This window comes from Streptosporangium sp. NPDC053982, from assembly GCF_055585205.1.
The window spans coordinates 362,743-382,191 of the sequence record NZ_JBVJKQ010000010.1; the positions used below are offsets into that span (position 1 = coordinate 362,743).

At 73.0% G+C, this 19,449-nt stretch carries 12 protein-coding genes; 5 read left to right on the forward strand and 7 right to left on the reverse strand.

All coding sequences use genetic code 11. From position 1 onward, the window contains the following. Positions 1-55: 55 nt before the first annotated feature. Positions 56-1,588: an SDR family oxidoreductase gene (locus ACZ6W9_RS20610; RefSeq protein ID WP_470119090.1), complete on the forward strand. Its 1,533-nt coding sequence runs from the start codon at positions 56-58 to the stop codon at positions 1,586-1,588. Here ACZ6W9_RS20610 and ACZ6W9_RS20615 read toward each other — a convergent pair. Continuing rightward, positions 1,518-2,807 carry a serine hydrolase domain-containing protein gene (locus ACZ6W9_RS20615; RefSeq protein WP_389968134.1) on the reverse strand — a complete coding sequence of 430 codons (1,290 nt, stop codon included), beginning with the start codon at positions 2,805-2,807 and terminating at the stop codon, positions 1,518-1,520. The genes ACZ6W9_RS20610 and ACZ6W9_RS20615 overlap by 71 nt on opposite strands. A 119-nt stretch (positions 2,808-2,926) precedes the next feature. Here ACZ6W9_RS20615 and ACZ6W9_RS20620 point away from each other — a divergent pair, with 119 nt between their 5' ends. After that, on the forward strand, positions 2,927-4,111 hold the full coding sequence (locus ACZ6W9_RS20620) for an acyl-CoA dehydrogenase family protein (RefSeq protein ID WP_389968136.1): 1,185 nt from the start codon (positions 2,927-2,929) through the stop codon (positions 4,109-4,111). Here the strand turns inward: ACZ6W9_RS20620 and hypF are convergent, their stop codons facing one another. Next, positions 4,112-6,550, reverse strand: a complete 2,439-nt coding sequence (gene hypF, locus ACZ6W9_RS20625) for a carbamoyltransferase HypF (RefSeq protein WP_389968138.1) — start codon at positions 6,548-6,550, stop codon at positions 4,112-4,114. Positions 6,551-6,896: 346 nt separating this feature from the next. Here hypF and ACZ6W9_RS20630 point away from each other — a divergent pair, with 346 nt between their 5' ends. Beyond that, positions 6,897-7,295, forward strand: a complete 399-nt coding sequence (locus tag ACZ6W9_RS20630) for a PPOX class F420-dependent oxidoreductase (RefSeq protein ID WP_389968140.1) — start codon at positions 6,897-6,899, stop codon at positions 7,293-7,295. A 105-nt stretch (positions 7,296-7,400) separates the two neighbouring features. Here ACZ6W9_RS20630 and ACZ6W9_RS20635 read toward each other — a convergent pair whose 3' ends face one another. Continuing rightward, on the reverse strand, positions 7,401-8,378 hold the full coding sequence (locus tag ACZ6W9_RS20635; RefSeq protein ID WP_389968142.1) for a helix-turn-helix transcriptional regulator: 978 nt from the start codon (positions 8,376-8,378) through the stop codon (positions 7,401-7,403). Between the two features lie 102 nt (positions 8,379-8,480). Here ACZ6W9_RS20635 and ACZ6W9_RS20640 point away from each other — a divergent pair, with 102 nt between their 5' ends. Further along, positions 8,481-8,885, forward strand: coding sequence for a VOC family protein (locus ACZ6W9_RS20640; protein ID WP_389968144.1), 405 nt, complete (start codon positions 8,481-8,483; stop codon positions 8,883-8,885). Between the two features lie 30 nt (positions 8,886-8,915). Here the strand turns inward: ACZ6W9_RS20640 and ACZ6W9_RS20645 are convergent, their stop codons facing one another. Further along, a complete protein-coding gene (locus tag ACZ6W9_RS20645; protein ID WP_389968146.1) occupies positions 8,916-9,269 on the reverse strand; it encodes a VOC family protein in 354 nt (117 codons plus the stop codon). A 95-nt stretch (positions 9,270-9,364) separates the two neighbouring features. Between ACZ6W9_RS20645 and ACZ6W9_RS20650 the strand changes: the two genes are divergently transcribed. Further along, entirely contained in the window at positions 9,365-9,778 is a 414-nt protein-coding gene (locus ACZ6W9_RS20650) for a pyridoxamine 5'-phosphate oxidase family protein (RefSeq protein WP_389968148.1), read from the forward strand. A gap of 36 nt (positions 9,779-9,814) precedes the next feature. Here the strand turns inward: ACZ6W9_RS20650 and ACZ6W9_RS20655 are convergent, their stop codons facing one another. The 3 genes from ACZ6W9_RS20655 to ACZ6W9_RS20665 form a co-directional block, all read right to left on the reverse strand. Continuing rightward, positions 9,815-10,903 carry a TauD/TfdA family dioxygenase gene (locus ACZ6W9_RS20655; RefSeq protein ID WP_389968150.1) on the reverse strand — a complete coding sequence of 363 codons (1,089 nt, stop codon included), beginning with the start codon at positions 10,901-10,903 and terminating at the stop codon, positions 9,815-9,817. Next, a complete protein-coding gene (locus tag ACZ6W9_RS20660; protein WP_470119095.1) occupies positions 10,900-16,326 on the reverse strand; it encodes an amino acid adenylation domain-containing protein in 5,427 nt (1,808 codons plus the stop codon). Before ACZ6W9_RS20660 ends, ACZ6W9_RS20655 begins: the two co-directional genes overlap by 4 nt. Positions 16,327-16,357: 31 nt before the next feature. Then, positions 16,358-19,449, reverse strand: a 3,092-nt coding sequence (locus tag ACZ6W9_RS20665; RefSeq protein ID WP_470119097.1) for a non-ribosomal peptide synthetase, incomplete at its 5' end; no start/stop codon positions are given.

Consider the following 19,449-nt stretch of genomic DNA (forward strand, 5'->3'; position numbering starts at 1 on the left):
GGGCGGACCGCCCGGGACGGCAACCGTCCGGCCCTCTCCGCGCGAAGACATCGGCGTGAGATGTCTCGTCACCGGTGCGACCGGATACATCGGCGGGCGGCTGGTGCCCGAACTCCTCGACGCGGGCCACGAGGTGCGCTGCATGGCCCGTACGGCCGGCAGCCTGCGCGACCAGCCCTGGGCCTCCCGCGTGGAGATCGCCCAGGCCGACGCCACCGACGCCGGGAGCACGAGGAAGGCGCTCGACGGGATCGACGTGGCCTACTACCTCATCCACACCATGGGAGGGGGCGGCGACTTCGCCGAGGCCGACCGCCGCGCGGCCGCCACGTTCGCCGAGGCGGCCGGTGAGGCGGGGGTGCGGCGCGTCGTCTACCTCGGCGGCCTCACGTCCGACGAGGGGCTCTCGCCCCACATGCGCTCCCGCGCCGAGGTCGCGGAGATCCTCCTCCGTGCCCCGGTGCCGGCGGTGGTGCTGCGGGCCGCGGTCATCATCGGCTCCGGCTCGGCCTCCTTCGAGATGTTGCGCTACCTGACCGAGCGGCTGCCGGTGATGACGACGCCGCGCTGGGTGCGCACCAGGACGCAGCCCATCGCCATCCGGGACGTGCTGCGCTACCTGGTCGCCTGGGCCGGCGCCGAGGGGGAGGTGAACCGCTCCTTCGACATCGGCGGCCCCGACGTGCTGACCTACGCGGACATGATGAACGGCTACGCCGAGGCCGCCGGGCTGACCCGCCGCCTGATCATCCCGGTGCCGATGCTCAGCCCCGGCCTGTCCAGCCACTGGGTGGGCCTGGTCACCCCCGTCCCGGCGAACCTCGCCCGCCCGCTGGTGGAGTCGCTGCGCAACGAGGCCGTCTGCCGCGAGCACGACATCGCCCGCCACGTCCCCGACCCGCCCGGCGGGCTCGTCCCCTTCCGCCGGGCCGTCGAGCTGGCCCTGCAGCGCGTCAGGGACGCCAACGTCGCCACCCGCTGGTCCTCGGCCTCCACCCCGGGGGCGCCGAGCGACCCGCTGCCGACCGACCCCGGATGGGCGGGCGGCAGCCTCTACTCCGACCGGCGGGCCCGTGAGGTCGGCGCCTCCCCGGAGGCGCTGTGGGCGGTGATCGAGGCGATCGGCGGCGAGACGGGCTGGTACTCCCTGCCGGTCGCCTGGCGGGCCCGCGGTTTCCTCGACCGCCTCGTCGGCGGTGTCGGACTGCGGCGCGGGCGGCGCGACCCCGGGCGGCTGCGCGTCGGGGACTCGGTCGACTTCTGGCGCGTCGAGGAGGTCGAGCCCGGCCGCCTGCTGCGGCTGCGCGCCGAGATGCGCCTGCCGGGCCTGGCGTGGCTGGAGCTGAGCGTCGCCCGCCACCGGGGCCGGACGGTCTACCGGCAGCGGGCGATCTTCCATCCCCGGGGCCTGGCCGGGCACCTGTACTGGTGGGTGATCTCGCCCTTCCACAGCGTCATCTTCGGCCGCATGCCGCGCAACGTCGCCAGGGCCGCCGAGGCGGCCTCCCGCGCGCCGCTCAGAGGTACTTCGGGAACAGGTCCGTCGTCGGCCAGCCCGTCACCGTCACGGCGTTCATCCGCGGGCTGAGCACGTCGTAGTCGAGCGTGCCCGCCTCCTCCCGCCGGTTGAACAGGGCCGCGTAGCTGAAGCCGTTCTGCAGCCGGGCGAGGTAGGTGTAGGTGCCCGGCATGCCGCCCGAGTGCCAGGTGTTGAGGTGGCCGGTGACCTGGCGGACGTACCAGCCGGCGCCGTACCACCAGCCGTCCCCGCTGACGCCGATCTCCGGCTTGGCGAACATCCGCGAGATGGAGGTGGAGTTCAGCACCGGCCCGGCGGCGTCGAAGACGCGGGCGAACCGTACGAGGTCCACCGCCGAGGCCACCCAGCCGCCGTTGGCGTCCTGGTTGGGCATGTTGAACCCGCCGTACTGGTAGGGCACCACGGTGCCGGAGTCGTCCAGCACCGTCTTGCGGGTGTACTGGGAGTCGTAGGGCACCTCACCCGGCAGCGCCTCCGACCGCAGGCTGCGGCCGACCCGCATCCGGGTGACGCCCACCGGGTCGAGCAGCGTCTTGCGGACGTAGGACTCGTAGTCCGTGCCGGAGACCTTCTCGACGATCCGGCCGAGCAGCAGGTAGCCGTAGTTGCTGTAGACCATCTTCGAGCCCGGGTCGAAGTCCAGCGGCCGTGCGGTGGCGTAGCGGACGATGTCGTCGTGACCGATCGGCAGCGGCGCGTCCAGCGCGGCGGAGATCGTGTGGTCCAGCCAGAGCTGGTCGCCCGAGGCGTCCCTGTCCCAGCCGCCGAGGTGCTGCAGCAGGCGCAGCACGGTCACCTCGGCGAGCCTGGGGTCCACGGCGGCCGACAGGCCCAGCAGCGTGGTGACCGGGGCCGACAGGCTCAGCCGGCCGTCCTGGACCAGCCGCATGATCGCTGCCGCCGTGATGTGCTTGCTCAGGCTCGCGATGCGGAACAGCGAGGTCGGCGTCGTCTGCGGGACGTAGTGCGAGCCGTCCGAGTAGGTGTACCCGCGGGCCAGCACGAGCCTGCCGTACTTGGTGATCGCGAGCTGGGCGTTGGAGATGTCCCGCTCCTTGACGAAGGTCTTCATCACGTTGTCGAACCCGGCCAGCGAGGAGGGGGCGGTACCGGAGACCGTGACCTCCGGCAGGGGAGCCGCCAGGGCGGGCCGGGCGCCCAGCGCGAGGGCGGGCAGCGCCCCCGCGCCCGCCCTGAGCAGGTTCCGGCGGCTGAGCGTCGTCACTTTCTGACCTCCAGGATCGGTGCACTCCAGAAAGATCAGCATCTTACGGATATTTCCTGAAAGTGATCACCGTCTCGCCCCGCCGAGGTCTGTCCGGCGGAACCGGGGGCAGCAGAAAGGACCGGGCATCGACCCCCGGAACAAACGAAAAGGGGATTTATATGACAAAGCATGCCAACCCGGACCCGGACTTCTTCGGCTTCGCCGAGCTGCTCACCGACGCCGAGCGGGCGCGGCTCGCCGAGATCCGTGAGTACCTCGACCGTGAGATCCGGCCTCTCGCCCGGGCGGCATGGGAGTCGTCGGAGTTCCCCTTCGAGGTCATCGGCAAGTTCGCCGAGCTCGGCCTCGCCGGGCACGGCTACCCCGAGTTCGGCGGCCGGGCCCCGCAACGGGCGCTGTTCAGCGGGTTCGTCTCACTGGAGATGAACCGCGTCGACCCTTCCCTCGCCGTCGCCTACGGCGTGCACACCGGTCTCGCCATGGGCAGCATCGACGGCGGCGGCAGCGACGAGCAGCGCCACCGCTGGCTGCCCGACATGGTCAAGTGGAACAAGATCGGCGCGTTCGCGCTCACCGAGCCCGAGGGCGGCTCCGACGTCGCCGGCGGCATGCGGACCACCGCCCGCCGCGAGGGCGACCGCTGGATCCTCGACGGCGCCAAGCGGTGGATCGGCAACGGCACCTTCGCCGACCTGATCGTCGTGTGGGCCCGCGACGTGGCCGACGACCAGGTCAAGGGCTTCGTCGTGGAGAAGGGCACCCCCGGCCTCACCACCTCGAAGATCGAGGGGAAGATCGCCCTGCGCGCGGTGCAGAACGCCGACATCACCCTCACCGGCGTCGAGGTGCCCGAGGCGAACCGGCTCCAGCGCGTCGACGACTTCCGCGACGTCGCCGAGGTGTTGCGCAGCACCCGCGGCAACGTCGCCTGGCAGGCCCTGGGCGTGTCGGTGCGCGCCTACGAGCTGGCCCGCGCCTACGCCGTCGAACGGGTGCAGTTCGGCCGCCCCATCGCGGGCTTCCAGATGATCCAGGACCTGCTGGTCCGGATGCTCGCCGACATCACCGCGTCGTTCGGCATGCTCGTCCGGCTGGCGCAGCTGGCGGAGGAGGACCGGGACACCCCCGAGCAGGCCGCGCTGGCCAAGGCGTTCACCACGACGCGGATGCGCGAAGTGGTCTCCCGGGCCCGCGAGCTGTTCGGCGGCAACGGCATCGTGCTGGACCACGAGATCGCCAAGCTCTTCGCCGACGCCGAGGCGATCTACTCCTTCGAGGGCAGCCGTGAGATGAACACCCTCATCGTCGGCAAGGCGATCACCGGCCACAGCGCCTTCGTCTGATCAGCCGAGCCGGTCGCGGGCGGCGGCCACCGCCGCCTGGCCGAGGCTGATCCCGCCGTCGCCGGGCGGCACCCGCCGGTGCGTCAGGACGGCGAAGCCGCGGTCCTCCAGCAGGGCGACGGTCCGTCCCAGCAGCAGGACGTTCTGGAAGACGCCCCCCGACAGCGCCACCGTGCCCAGGCCCCGCGCCTCCCGAAGCCGCTCGCAGCCCGCCGCGACCGCCGCGGCCAGCCCGTTGTGGAACCGGGCGGCCACCGTCCCCGCCGCCGTGCCCGCCCGCAGGTCCTCGGCCGCGGCCAGGACCAGCTCGCTCCCGGGTACGGTGAACGGCACCCCGCCGGCCAGGCCGCAGCCGTACCCGTCCCGCTCGCCCTCGTCGGCCAGCCGTTCCAGCCCCGCCGCGGCCTGCCCCTCGTAGGTGATCACGTCGCGGACGCCGGCGAGCGCCGCGACCGCGTCGAACAGCCGGCCCGCGCTGGAGGTGAGCGGGGCGTTCACGCCGCGCCGGGCCATCGCGGCCACCGCCTCCCAGCGTCCGGCGTTGCGCCGCACCACGGCCAGGTCGCCGGGGACGTCCCCGGCGTAGGCGGCGTCGAGGTGGACGGCGGCCATCCGCCACGGCTGCCGGACCGCCGCCGTGCCCCCCGGCATCGGCACGGCGGCCAGGTGCCCGGCCCGTTCGAATCCGGTCAGGCAGGCGACGAGGAACTCCCCGCCCCACAGCGTCCCGTCGGCGCCGTAGCCGAGGCCGTCGAAGGCCACCCCGATGACCGGCCCGGCCACGCCGTTGTCGGCCAGGCAGGACGCCACGTGCGCGTGGTGGTGCTGCACCCCCGTCCGGTCGACGTCCTCCAGGGCGAGCGCGTACTTGGTGGACAGGTACTCCGGGTGCAGGTCGTGGGCCACGAGACGCGGCGTGACGCCGAGCAGCCGCCGCAGGTGGTCCGCCCCCTCGGTGAAGGACCGGAACGTCTCGTGGTTCTCCAGGTCCCCGACATGCGGGGAGACGAACGCCTGCCCTCCCCTGGCCAGGCAGAAGGTGTGCTTCAGCTCCGCACCGCAGGCGAGCACGGGCCGCGGGGCCGGCCGGGGGAGGGGCAGCGGGCGCGGCGCGTACCCCCGGGAACGCCGGATCGGCAGCGGCCCGCCGCGGAAGACGCGGACCACCGAGTCGTCGGCGCGCGCCCGGATCGGCCGGTCATGGACCAGGAAGGCGTCCGCGACACCGCCCAGCCGCGCCACCGCCTCCCCGTCGTCGTAGACGATCGGCTCGTCACCGAGGTTTCCGCTGGTCAGCACGATCGGCTCGCCGACCCGCCGCAGCAGCAGGTGATGCAGGGGGGTGTAGGGCAGCATGACGCCCAGCCACCGGTCTCCCGGCGCCACCGGCGGCGCGAGCCGCGAGCCGGGCCGCCGCGGCAGCAGGACGATCGGGCGCGAGGCGCCGGTGAGCAGCCGCTCGGCCGTCTCGTCCACCTCGCACAGCCGCCGCGCCGCCTCCGGGTCCACCGCCATGACGGCGAACGGCTTGTCCTCGCGGCGCTTGCGGGCCCGCAGCGCCGCCACCGCCGGTTCGCACGCGGCCACCGCGGCCAGGTGGTATCCGCCCAGGCCCTTGACCGCGACCACCGCCCCTGCACGGAGCAGCGCGGCGGCCGCCTCCAGGACGGCTCCGCCCGGGACGGCCCGATCCGGGACGGCTTGATCCGGAACGGCTCCGCCGGAGGAGGTCCGGCTGGGGGCGGCTCGGTCCGGGACGGCGGAGAATGGCGGGGGAGGGGAGCCGCCCCGGCCGGGAGGGCCGGGAAGGCCGCTCGGGGGAGGGGCGGATTCGCGGCCGTCCGGGCCGAGCAGCCGCAGCCGGGGCCCGCACGCCGGGCAGCACACCGGCTGGGCGTGGAAGCGCCGGTCGGCCGGGTCGTGGTACTCCCGCTCGCAGTCGCCGCACATGGCGAACCCCGCCATCGTGGTGTTCGGCCTGTCGTACGGCAGGTCGGTGACGATGGTGAAGCGGGGCCCGCAGTTCGTGCAGTTGACGAACGGGTAGCCGTACCGCCGGTCGGCCGGGTCGTCCATCTCGCGCAGGCAGTCGGCGCAGGTCGCCGCGTCCGGGGCGACGAGCGCCCGGCGCCGCCCGCCCGGGGAGCTGGGCACGACGGCGAACCCGGCCCGGCCGGTGACCGGGACGGGTGCGGCGGCGACGCGCTCCACCGCCGCCAGCGGCGGCACGTCGTCCCGCAGCGCCGCGGTGAACTCCCCGACCAGCTCCGGCGCTCCCTCGGCCTCGATGAACACCCCGCGTTCGTCGTTGCCGACCAGCCCGTCCAGGCCGAGCCGGGTGGCCAGGCCGTACACGAAGGGGCGGAAACCCACCCCCTGTACGGTGCCCTCCACCCGGATCGCCACCCGGACCCGTCCGTCCGTCCGCCCGCCGCCCATCGCACTCCATCGCCGTACCTGGCCTTACATGGCCGTCCAGTGCCGTCCGGCGCGTCCGTAGCCTCCGGTGCCCGGCCGTTCTGCGGCTTCCGTCCGCGCCCGCCGGGCGGTGCGTCCGGGTGCGCCCGCTCACTCCGGCCCGCCGGCCCCGCCACATGATCGATGCCCGCACCCGGGGTGGCGGCTCCGCCCGGCTGGAAGTCTTTTCCCGATCTTGCCCGTCCCCGGCTCGGCCCTTGTCTTACTTTGTAAAGGCGAATGCTCGTGACAAACCGAAAAGAGGGCATAGGGAAGGGAGGAAAGACGTTCGAGGATGACAGAGTGCCGATTGAGACAGGGGTTGACGATGGGAAAGCTGAACGAGGACGCCAAGGAACTGCTCCGGCGGCCGATCCACGGCTGGGTGACCACGGTCCGGCCCGACGGATCGCTGCACAACACCGTCGTCTGGGTCGACGTCGACGGCGATGACGTGATCTTCAACACGGCCCTGGGCCGCGCCAAGGACCGCCACCTGCGCGCCGATCCCCGGGTGTCGGTGAGCGTGCTGGACCCCGAGGACGCCTTCCACCTGGTCAGCGTGTCCGGCGCCGCGACGATGGAGGAGGAGGGCGCCGACGGGGTCATCGACCGGCTGGCGAAGAAGTACCTCGGTGTGGACACCTATCCGTACCGGCAGCCGGGCGAGAAGCGGGTCACGGTGCGGGTGACGCCCGAGCGGGTGGTCTACAGCGGCGGCCGCTGACCGGTCCCGCTCGGGGGCGCCGGTGTCTGGACCCGCGAGGGGGCGCCGGTGTCTGGACTGAGGAACGCAGCCGCGAAGCGGCGGAGTGACGAGGGAAGGCACCGGTTACCAGCCCCCGAGCCGCGACGCGCCAGCGTCGCCATGAGAGTGGCGGGTGACGAGTTCGGTGCCGATGCGGGCGAGTTCGTCCCGGACCGAGCGTGGTTCGACGATTTCGATCAGGGAGCCCCAGCCGGCGAGGTCGCGGGCGATGTCCAGGGGGGTCGGGGCGGCGAGGCGGACCCGGACGCGTCCCCGGTCGGGTTCGCCGTCGATGTGGCAGTGCCGGCCGAACCGGTCGCGCAGGATCGGGGCGAACCGCTCCTCGATGAGCACGGTCGCCCAGGTGCGGGAGCGGCGTCGTTCGATCTCGTCGGAGACCTCCTGCCAGGCGGTGGCGAGGGTGAAGTCGTCGGGGCGGTCGGCGGGTTCGCCGGTCGGCTCGGCGTGGGTGATCCGGTCGGCGCGGAAGGTGCGTCGTCCCCGGTCGGTTCCGGCGAGGAGGTACCAGACGTCGTCTTTGTCGATCAGGCCCCACGGGTCGACGAGGCGTTCGGTCTGTTTCCCGGTGTGGCCGGCGTAGGTGAGGCGGATTCTGTGCCGCCGGATCACGGCGGTCTGCAGCAGGTCGATCACCGGGGGCCGGGGGCGGTCGTGTCCGCCCCACCGGACGGGGTCGGTGACCGTGGCCTCGGCGGCGGCTTCGGCGTCGGCGCGGAAGGTTCCGGGCAGGGCTCGCATGAGTTTGCGGAGTGCCGCCCTGGCGTGGTCCGAGAGGGACGCGGCGGGGCCGACGAGCAGGAACAGCGCCCGTGCCTCGGCGGCTGTCAGGCCGCTGAGGTCGGTGCGGGCGCCGCCGACCAGGGACCAGCCGCCGCCGCGGCCGGGCTGGGGGTAGACGGGGACGCCGGCCGCTGACAGCGCCTCCAGGTCGCGGCGGGCGGTGGCGACGGACACCTCGAGTTCGGCGGCCAGCTCGGCGGCGGTGACCCTGCCGCGGGTCTGCATCAGCATCAGGACGGCCACGAGGCGGTCGGCGCGCATGGTCCGGATTCTTCCGTAAAAGTGCGCAGAAGATGAGCACTTTGCCGTGGAGCATTGGTGATGTCACCCACCGGGGAACACCCTTCGAGGAAGGAACCGTCCATGCTGCGAGGCCTCACGACCGTCAGTCTCTTCGCCGATGACGTCGCCGCCGCCGTCCGCTGGTACGCCGAGGTGCTCGGTGTCGAGCCGTACTTCGAGCGTTCGGCCGGCGGGGCGCCCGCCTACGTCGAGTTCCGCGTCGGCGACCACCAGCACGAGCTGGGGATCGTCGACAGCCGCTTCGCGCCGCACCCGCACCCCGGTACGGCCGGCGGCGTGGTGGTGTACTGGCACGTGGACGACATCGAGGCCGCTTTCGGGCGGCTGCTGTCCCTGGGCGCCGCGGCGCACGACAAGCCGACCGAGCGCGGCCCCGGTTTCGTCACCGCCTCGGTGATCGACCCGTTCGGCAATGTGCTGGGTGTCATGTACAACCGGCACTATCTGGAGATGCTGGACCGCTGACCTGAACTCGAAGGGCGCGAGCCCCGTCCTTCAGGGCCGGGAGGAAGTCAAGAAGCAGAACTCGTTGCCCTCCGGGTCGTGCATGACCTGGAAGGCTCCGGCGGCGTCGCGCCGGGGGGCGCCCGACCGCCGTCCGCCCAGTGCGACCGCGGCGTCGGCGGCGCCGGTGAGGTCCTCCACGTCGAGGTCGAGGTGGAGCCGGTTCTTTCCGGGCCGCGGTTCGGGGACCCGCTGGAAGGCCAGGCGCAGTCCTCCCGGCGGGTCGATGCTGGACCAGCCGGGGTCGCGGTCCACGGGGGCGGCGTCCAGGAGCGTCCCCCAGAACGCGGCGAGCCGCGCCGGGTCGGCGCAGTCGATGACGAGCTGGCTCTGACGGATGATCACCCCCTTATCGTACGGCCCGGTTCGCGGCGTATGGGAGGATCCGGCTCGGTGGTGAGACGGGCATCCGGCTGCGGATGGGAACCGAAGGAACAGGTATGGACATCGGGAAGGGCGGCGTGCTGAAGGGGCAGGGGGAGGATTTCCGCGAGTTCTGGCGGGAGCGCCACCTGTGCACGCTGACCACGCTCCGGGCCGACGGCACGCCGCACGTCGTCCCCGTGGGGGTGACGCTGGACGTCGACTCCGGAATCGCCCGGGTGATCACCTCGGGCACGTCGCGCAAGGCCCGCAATCTGCCGGAGATCGGCGAGGAGGGGGCGCCGGTGGCGGTCTGCCAGGTGGACGGGCGCCGCTGGTCCACCCTGGAGGGGCGGGCGGTGGTCCGCCGTGACCGTGAGGCGGTCGAGGACGCCGAGCGCCGGTACGAGCTGCGCTACCGGATGCCCCGGGAGAACCCGGCCCGGGTGGTGATCGAGATCAGCGTCACCCGGGTGCTGGGCAACGTCTGAGGCCGCCGGCCCCGGGGCCGGCGGCCTGGTGACGGGTCAGGAACGGCGGCCGAACCAGCGGCGCTTGGCGGGCTTGGCGTCCTGCGCGGCCGGGGCGGCTGCGGTCACGGCGGACTTGGCGGGCTCGGCGAAGCCGGCCAGCGGCTGGACGGTGGGGGAGCAGTCCGACAGCGCGATCGGGTCGCCCATGGCGACCACGATCTTCCGCTGTCCCTTGAACGCCTCGCGGGCGTGCGCCGACAGGATGTTGTCGACGATGAGGATGTCGCCCACCTGCCAGGTCTCCCTGACCGTGGCCCGGCGGTAGGCCTCGTCGATCGTCTCGATGTCCTCCCTGGAGATCGGCTCGCCGTCGCCGTAGGCGGTGTTGAAGGGCAGGTTCTCATGGCCCAGGTCGTCGATGAACACCTCGCGCACGTCGGGGTCGAGTGCCCATTCGTTCCAGAAGACGGTGTGGTTGAACCAGACCTCCTCGCCGGTCCCGGGGTGGCGGATGACGGCCGAGCGGCGCTGTCTCGTGCGGAGCTGGTCGTCGCCGACCCACTCGTGGGCGATGTGGTTGTCCGCGCAGTAGGCGGCCACCTCGTCCCTGTCCTCGGTGGCGAAGGCGGTGCGCCAGCCCAGGCTGATGTGCTCGCCGTAGTTGCGCACCAGTGACCAGCCGTGCTCGCGGAACCGGGCGGCGAGCGGCGCGGGGATGTCCCGCAGGACCTTGCGCACGTCGGTGACCGGGGTCGCGCCGCCCTCGTCGGGGGCGACGAGGCAGCCGAACATCAGGATGCCGGGGAAGCTCAGCGCGTAGCTGTTCTCGTTGTGCGGGCGGATCGCGTGCGAGGGCGGCAGGTCGGTGGAGGAGTAGACGTCCTTGCCGAAGTGGCTGCGCGGGGTGGCCTTCTCGACGTACCCGGCGAGTTTGGAGACCAGCGCGTCACGGACCTCGGCGAAGTCCTCGACGGTCTTGATCGGCAGGCCCCGCAGGTAGACGGCGCCGTGCTCGTCCAGTCCCGCGCGGATGGCCTCGCGGTTCTCCCTCAGCCATTCGCAGGTCCGGTCCAGGTCGGACCCCTGGACGTCGGCCGCGGCGGGTCTGCCGTCCCTGACCTCCCAGTCGATGGTGGTGTTCATGCGGCGTGGGTCCTTTCCAGCTCTTCGATGCCGATGAGGTCGTCGGGCTTGGCGTCGGGCACCTCGTCGTCGAAGCGCGCCAGCCTCCTGACGCGCATCCCGGCGAGGGTCAGCAGGCCCAGGGCGAGCCCGCAGATCAGGTAGAACAGCCCCAGCCCGCGTCCCGGGCCGGTGCCGATGAGCGCGCCGACGGTTCCGGCGAGCGGGCCGCCGGCGGCCATCAGCGGGTCGAGCAGGGGAGCGGCGAGCGGCGCGACGACGCCGAAGCCGATGGGCACGGTCGCTGCGGCGATCATGGTGTTGACCGCGATGATCCGGCCCTGGAAGCGGTGCGGCACCTTCACCTGGATGATCGTGGCGATGATGCCGTTGATCAGCGACAGCGAGAAGGACATGCCGAACGCGCCGGCGCCGATCAGCCACAGGTTGGGCTGCAGGCCGGTGACCAGGCCCGCGAGCGCCATCAGCCCGGCCGAGGCGATCGCGCCGCGCAGCCTGCGGTGGGTCGGGCCGCCCCACAGGCTCATCACCAGGCCGCCCACGATCGCGCCGGCGCCGCCCGCGACCGCCACCGTGCCGGCGGCGGCCAGGGTGGAGAACGACAGCACCAGCGGCGAGACCATGACGAACATGGGCGCCAGGAACAGGTTCACCCCGGCGAAGAAGAACAGCATCGCGCGGAAACCGCGGTGTCCCAGCGAGTACCGGAAGCCGTTGACGATCTCCGCGGAGATCGGCTCGCGGCGGCGCAGACCCAGCGCGGTGGGGAACTTCACCAGCAGGACCACCAGGACGGCGAACGCATAGGCGGCGACCTGGACGGTCAGGATGCCCTCCAGCCCGATCGCGGCGAGCATGCCGACCGCGATGAGCGGGGCCAGGAACTGCCCGCTGCCGATGGCGAGCTGCACGATGCCGTTGGCGTGGCCCAGGTAGCGCTTGGGCACCAGCTGCGGTATCGACGCCTGGTAGGCGAGCCGCTGGAACGTCACCGAGACGGAGACGATCGCTATCAGCCCGTACAGCGGGCCGACGGTGAGCCGGTCGGTCAGCAGCAGCGCGAGCATCACCGCCTGGGTGAGGCCCGACGCGGCGTCACCGGCGATCATCACGCGCCGCCGGTCGTAGCGGTCGACCACCGCGCCCGCCAGCGGCGCCACGATGATGCCCGGTACCAGGGCGAGCAGCGCGATGAGCCCGAAGTGGGCCATCGATCCGGTCTTCTGGAAGATCCAGATCGGCACCGCGAACTCGGTGAGCGCCGACCCGACCAGCGACACCAGCTGGCCCAGCGCGACGGGCAGGAAGCGGCCCATGCTCGGCTCACGCTCGGTGCGCGCGGCCTTCCGGTGCACGGTCTCCTGCAGCCACCAGGTGCCGCCCGCCTCGCGGGAGTGCTCCTCGCGCCAGGTGTCGTCGGCGCGGTGCGTACCGGTGACGATGCGGGCCAGTTCGTCGGCGCGGTACTTGGGGAAGAAGTGCCCGGCCTCGTCGATGACGACCAGCGACGCCGTCTCCGACAGGAAGCACCACTCCTTGAAGCGCTCCTGGTAGAACTCGGTGCTGGGGTCGCGCTCGCCGACGACCGAGACGATCGGCGCCTTCAGCCGCGGCTGTTCGGTGGCGAACAGGTCGGTGAAGTACTCCTCGGCCATCCGGCCGTCCTGGCGCATCAGCTCGACGGTGAACGTCACCTGTTCCTCGTCGAGGCCGGTCATGTCGCCGCCGAGCGCGCGCAGTTCGGCCGCGATGCTGCGGGTGCCGTGCAGACGGTCGTTGATCAGCGTGCTGAGCGGGCCGAGGAGGCGGCCCCTGGGCTTGGCGAAGGGGAAGATGCCGCCGAGGTAGAGGGCGTCCAGCTGGCGTCCGGACGCCTCGACCTGCCTGGCCAGCTCGATGGCCAGGGCGCTGCCGGGCGCGCAGTGCCCGTAGATGACCAGGGGGCCCTGGACGTGCTGGGCGATCTCCTTGACGCACTGCGCGGCGACCTCGGCGAAGGGGAGCTGCGCCTCCTCGCCCGGTTCGCGGCCGGGGGCGGCGACCGCGTAGAGGGAGTAGCCGGCGGGCATGGCGTCGGCGAGCGTCTGGTAGACGACCGCGTTGGCGCCGCCGTACGGCACGCAGATGACGGTGCCGCGGTGGTCCTTCGGGGCGATCGGGCGGGTCAGCTCGGCGAGCATCCGCCGCGGCCCGGCGGTCTCCCCGCGCCGTTCGACGATCAGCTTCGCGAGCTGGGCGACGGTCGGGTTCTTGAACATCTCCAGCACGCCGATGGGCGGTCTGCTGTCGGGGAACGCCTTGCGCATCCTCGCCACGACCTGGGTGGCCAGCAGCGAGTGGCCGCCGAGATCGAAGAAGTCGTCGTTCGCGCCGACCTGTTCCAGGTCCAGCACGCCCGCCCAGATGGCGGCGACGGCCTCCTCGACGGGTCCCTCCGGGGCGGTGTAGCCGGCTCGCTGGTCGGCGCGTTCGGGTTCGGGGTCGGGCAGTGCGCGGCGGTCGACCTTGCCGTGCGCCTGCAGCGGGAACCGGTCGAGCCAGGCGAAGCGGCCGGGGACCATGTACTCGGGCAGCCGGTCCAGCAGGTGCGCCCGCAGTTCGGCCACCGGCGCCTCCGCGGCGTCCGGTTCCTTCTCCAGCCAGGCCGTCAGGTGGTCGCCGCGCAGGTCCACCACGCCCTGGACGACGCCGGGCAGGGTGGCGAGCGCGGCCTCGATCTCGCCGAGTTCCACCCGGTAGCCGCGGATCTTCACCTGGTGGTCGGTGCGGCCCAGGAACTCCAGCCGTCCGTCGTCGAGGCGGCGCACCAGGTCGCCGGTGCGGTACATCCGCGCACCCGGCTCGCCGTAGGGGTCGGCGACGAAGCGTTCGGCGGTCAGCCCGGGGCGGCCGAGGTAGCCGCGGGCCAGGGTGTCGCCGCCGATGTACAGCTCGCCGGCGACGCCCGGCGGGACCAGGCGCAGCGCCCGGTCCAGCACGTAGACGCGGGCGCCGGGCAGCGGGCGGCCGATGGGCCAGGCGGTGCCGGGCGCCGCCGCCTCGGGGTCGACCCGCTCGGTGGTCACCGCGACGACGGTCTCGGTGGGGCCGTAGCTGTTGAAGACCGCGCAGCCGGTGCGGGAGGCGAGGTCGCGGACCCACGCGGTGGGCGACGCCTCGCCCGCCAGGATGAGCGCGCGGCGCGGCAGCAGCCGCTCCGGCTCCACCTCGGCGCCGAGGGCGGCCAGGTGCGAGGGCGTCATCTTCAGGTAGTCCAGGTCCGCGATGGCCTCGGCCAGCTCGGGCGCGGAGCCGCGGCGCGGCAGCTGGTGCAGGGTGCCGCCGCCGGTGAGCGGCAGGTAGAACATCAGCATGCTGAAGTCGAAGGCGAGCGACTGCAGCAGGCCGAAGTGGGCGTCGGGCACGATGCCGTACTCGGCGCGGATGTACTCCAGGTAGGCCACGATGTGGCGGTGGGTGACGCCGACACCCTTGGGGCGGCCGGTGGTGCCGGAGGTGTAGATCACGTAGGCGAGGTCATCGGGTCCGGCCAGCGGCTCCAGCGGGCCGTCGCCCTCGCCGGAGGCGTCGCCGGGGTGGTCGAGCTCCACGACGGGTCCGGTGTAGCCGGGCGCCCGGTCGCGCAGCGACGAGCCGGTGACCAGCAGGACCGCCGAGGAGTCGGCGAGCAGGAACTCCAGCCGGTCGGCCGGCTGCTCGGGGTCCAGCGGCAGGTAGGCGCCGCCCGCCTTGAGCACCGCGAGGATCGCCACGGCGGCGTCCACGTTGCCCTCCAGGCAGATCGCGACGCGGGTGTCGGGGCCGACGCCCATGCCGCGCAGCCGCCTGGCCAGACGGTTCGCCCGGCCGTGCAGTTCGGCGAAGGTGAGCGACCGGTCCCCGGCCACGAGGGCCGGGGCGTCCGGGGTCCGCTGCGCCTGGGCCTCGGCCATCTCGCCGAGCGTGCGGTGCGACGGCTCCCAGGTGCGGGTGCCGGCCCACTCGCCGAGCAGCGCCTCGCGTTCGGCGTCGCCGAGCAGCGACACCTCCGACAGGCGGCGCCCGTGGTCGGCGACGGCCTGCTCCAGGAAGCGCCGCATCGCGCGCTCGACGCGCTCGACGGACGCGGCCTCGAACAGGTCGGTGCGGTAGGTGAAGAACCCCTCCAGCCCCTCGTCGGTCTCGGTGACGTACAGCGCGAGGTCGAACTGGGTGATGGTGAGCGGGAACTCGAACGGCGCGATCTCCAACCCGGCGACGCCGCGGCGCGGCTCGGCCCGGTTGTTCAGCGCGAAGGTCACCTGGAAGATCGCCGACCGGCTGGGGTCGCGCTCCACCCGCAGGTCGTTGACGAGCTGGTGGAAGGGATGGTCCTGGTGGCCGAGCGCGCCCAGCACGGTCTCGCGGGTGCGCAGCAGGTGCTCGGCGACCGTCGGGTCGTCACCGGTGCGGCTGCGCAGCGTCACCATGTTGACGAAGGAGCCGACCACGCCCTCCAGCTCCCGGTGGGGCCGTCCGGCCACCGGCGAGCCGACGCCGAAGTCGTCCTGCCCGGCGAGCCGGGCGAGGACCGCCTGGTAGGCGGCGAGCAGCGTCATGTAGAGCGTGGCGCCGTGCGCCCTGCCGAGTTCGCGGACCGCCTCGGTCAGCTTCGCGTCCCAGGCGAAGGCGGACAGCGCGCCCTCGAAGCGCTGCTCGGCCGGACGCGGGTGGTCGGTGGGCAGCTCCAGGTCGGGCATCCCGGTGAGCTGCTCGCGCCAGAACGCGACGTCGGGCTCGGCCTCGGGCCCGCCCAGCCGTTCCCGCTCCCACACGGCGAAGTCGCCGAACTGCGTCTGCGGCTGCGGCAGCTCCGCCGGGGCGCCGTCGCGCAGCCCGGCGTACAGGGCGAACAGCTCGTCGGCCATGATCTCCAGCGACCGGCCGTCGCTGACGACGTGGTGTACGGCGAGCAGCAGCACGTGGTCGTCCGGCGCGAGGCGGACCAGCGTGGCCCGCAGCAGCGCGTCGGCGGCCAGGTCGAACGGCCGCCTGACCTCCGCACCGACGATCTCGGCCGCGTGGGCGGCGTCGCCGGCCGTCACGACCTTCAGCGTGGCGGGGCCGGGTTCGTCGATGACGACCCGCGGCCGCCCGTCCCGGCTGGGGAAGCGCATCCGCAGCGCCTCGTGCCGGGCGACCAGCGCGGTCAGCGCGGCCTCCAGCAGCGTGGCGTCCAGTTCGCCGGTCAGCCGCAGCGTCAGCGGCATCGTGTACGCGGTGTTGCCCGGGGCGAGCTGCTCCATGAACCACAGGCGTTCCTGCCCGCTGGACGGCGGCGGCTCGGTCTCGGGGGAGCGGGGCCGGACCGTGACGGTCGCCGCGCGTGCTCGTAATCGCTGCGCCAGCAGGGCGCGCTTGTCGGCCGAAAGCGTGACGGCGCGTTCCGACAGCTGGTCGGTCATCTACGGTTTCCTCCTTGCGGGACGGCGGCGCTCAGGCGCCCTGTCCCTCGATGTCGGCGATCAGCAGTGCCTCCACGGCGTCGGCCAGCTTCTCGACGGTGGGGTTGGCGAAGATCACATTGATCGGGATCTCCAGGTCTACGGCGGCGCGGATCCTGGCGGCCACCCTGATCGCGAGCAGGGAGTTGCCGCCGAGGGCGAAGAAGTCGTCGTGGACGCCGATGCGGGTGGTGTCCAGGACGTCGGTCCAGACGTCGGTGATGAGGTGTTCGGCGTCGGTGCGGGGTGGGACGAAGGCGGTGGCGGTGGTGTCCTGCCAGGTGGGGGCGGGCAGGGCGTGGCGGTCGACCTTGCCGCTGTGGTTGAGGGGCAGGGTGTCCATGACGGTGAGGGCCGCCGGGACCATGTAGGCGGGCAGGTTGTCCTCGGCGAAACGCCGCACCCGGGCGGCGAGTTCGCCCTCGCCGCCGGTGCCCGCGACGTGCGGGACGAGGTAGGCGGCCAGCCGCCGGTCGCCGGGCTGGTCCTCGCGCACCACGGTGACCACCTGCCTGAGCTCGGGATGGCGGCCCAGTACGTTCTCGATCTCGCCGAGTTCGATGCGGATGCCGCGGATCTTGACTTGGTCGTCGGCGCGGCCGAGGTAGTCGAGGGTGGCGTCGGGCAGCCATCGGGCGAGGTCGCCGGTGCGGTACATCCGGGTGCCGGGTTCGCCGTACGGGCACGCGATGAAGCGTTCGGCGGTCAGGTCGGGCCGGCCGAGGTAGCCGCGGGCCAGGTGGTCGCCGGCGAGGTAGAGCTCGCCGGGGACGCCGGGGGGGACGGGTTGGAGGTGGTGGTCCAGGACGTAGGCGCGGGTGTTGTCCAGGGGCCGGCCGATGGGGACGGGGGGGCCGGGGGTGGTGATGGGGTGGGCGGTGGCGTAGACGGTGGTCTCGGTGGGGCCGTAGCCGTTGAAGACGGTGCCGGCTCCGGCGGCCAGGACCCGTTCCACGGTTGCGGGGGAGGCGGCTTCGCCGGCGATCCACAGTTCGGGGATGCGGGCGAGCAGGCCGGGGTGGTCGGGTGCCAGGGTGTTGAACAGGCCGGTGGACAGGAAGATCGCGGTGACGTGTTCGTCGTCGAGGGCCCAGGTGAGGGTGGTGGCGTCGACGATGCCGGGGGGCGCGACGACGATGGTGCCTCCGTTGAGGAGGGGGACCCATAGTTCGTACATGGACACGTCGAAGGAGGAGGCGGTGTGGAACAGGACCCGCCGGTGGGCGGGGGTGTTCCAGAGGCGGTCGGTGGCGAAGGAGCGGATGTTTTTGTGGGTGACGGCGACGCCCTTGGGGGTGCCGGTGGAGCCGGAGGTGAACATCGCGTACACCAGCCGGTCGGGGGAGATGCCGAGATTCAGGTTGTCGGGGTGGGTGTCGTCGCCGGTGGTCATGGCCTGGAGGCCGTCGGTGGCGTGGGCGTGTTCGGCCAGTTCGTGCTTGGCGTAGGCGGTGTCGGTCAGCACCACCCGTGCGCCGGTCCGTTCGACGATCCAGCGCATCCGGCTCACGGGCAGGGCGGGGTGCAGGGGGACGTAGGCGCCGCCGGCCTTGGTGACGGCCAGCAGGGCCGTCACCACGTCGGCGGAGCGCTCCATGAGTACCGCGACGGGTGATTCGGGTCCGACGCCGGCGGCGATCAGGCGGCGGGCCAGGGCGTTGGCCCGGCCGTTGAGTTCGGCCGCGCTCAGGCGGACCTCGCCGCAGACCACCGCCTCGGCGTGCGGATCGGCCGCGACCCGCGCCTCGAACAGTTCGGCGAGGTTGCCGGGCGGGATGGGGGCGGCGGTGTCGTTCCATCCGGTGAGCAGCAGGCGGCGTTCGGCGGGGTCGAGCAGGTCCACCGCGCCGATCGGGGTGTCGGGGTCGGCGGCGACCGCCTCCAGCAGCCGCACCAGCCGCGCCGCGATCATCTCGGCGGTGGCCCGGTCGAACAGGTCGACGGCGTACTGCAGCACACCCTCCACCCCGTCCTCGGCGGAGCGGTCGTCGGTGAAGCCGAACTGCAGGTCGCACTTGGCGCCGCCGAACCCGTACAGCGAGTACGCCGGATCCAGCGCCATCGACGGCTCCGCGACCCCGCTCCCGGCGGGGGAGACGTCCACCAGGCCGAGCATCACCTGGAACAGCGGGGTACGGCCCGGCACCCGCGGCGGGTTGATCGCCTCGACCAGGCTCTCGAACGGCACGTCCTGGTTGGCGAAGGCGGCCAGGTCGGTCTCGCGGACCCGGGTCAGCAGTTCGCGGAAGGTCGGGTTCCCGGAGGTGTCGGTGCGCAGCACCAGCGTGTTCGTGAAGAAGCCGACGAGGTCGGTCAGTGCCTCGTCGGTGCGGCCTGCCACGGGTGCGCCGATCGGTACGTCGGTGCCCGCGCCCAGCCGGGTCAGCAGTGCGGCCAGCCCGGCCTGCAACGCCATGAACAGCGTCGCCTGACCGGTCTGTGCCACCGCCAGCAGCCGCCGGCGCAGACCGGACGGGAGCGTGAAGGGCACGGACCCGCCCAGATACCCGGGCACCGCCGGTCGGGGCCGGTCGGCGGGCAGCGCGATCTCGTCGGGCAGTCCGGTCAGCGCGGTGCGCCAGTGGGCGGTCTGCTCGCTCATCAGGCTGCCCGGGTCGGCGGGGTCGCCGAGCAGCTCGCGCTGCCATCGGGCGTAGTCGGCATAGCCGACGGGCAGCGGCGGCCAGCCGGGCTCCTCGCCGCGTGCCCGCGCGGCGTAGGCGGTGGCCAGGTCCCGCTCCAGCGGGCCGAGGGACCACCCGTCGATCGCGATGTGGTGGAACATCAGGGCCAGCACGTGCTCGTCCCGCCCGCCGACCGGAGGCAACGCGAACAGCTCCGCCCGCATCGGCGGCTCCGACGCCAGGTCGAACGGCCGCAGCGCCGTCCGCCGGATCGCGGCGTCCAGCTCCGACCTGCCGATGAGCCCGGTGACGGTCAGGTCCGGCACGCCGTCCAGCACCCGCGGCTCTGGGCGGCCGTCCCGGCTGGGGAAGACGGTGCGCAGCGTCTCGTGCCGCCGGGCCACGTCGGCGACCGCGGCGCGCAGCGCCTCGCGGTCCAGCCTGCCCGTCAGCCGCAGCA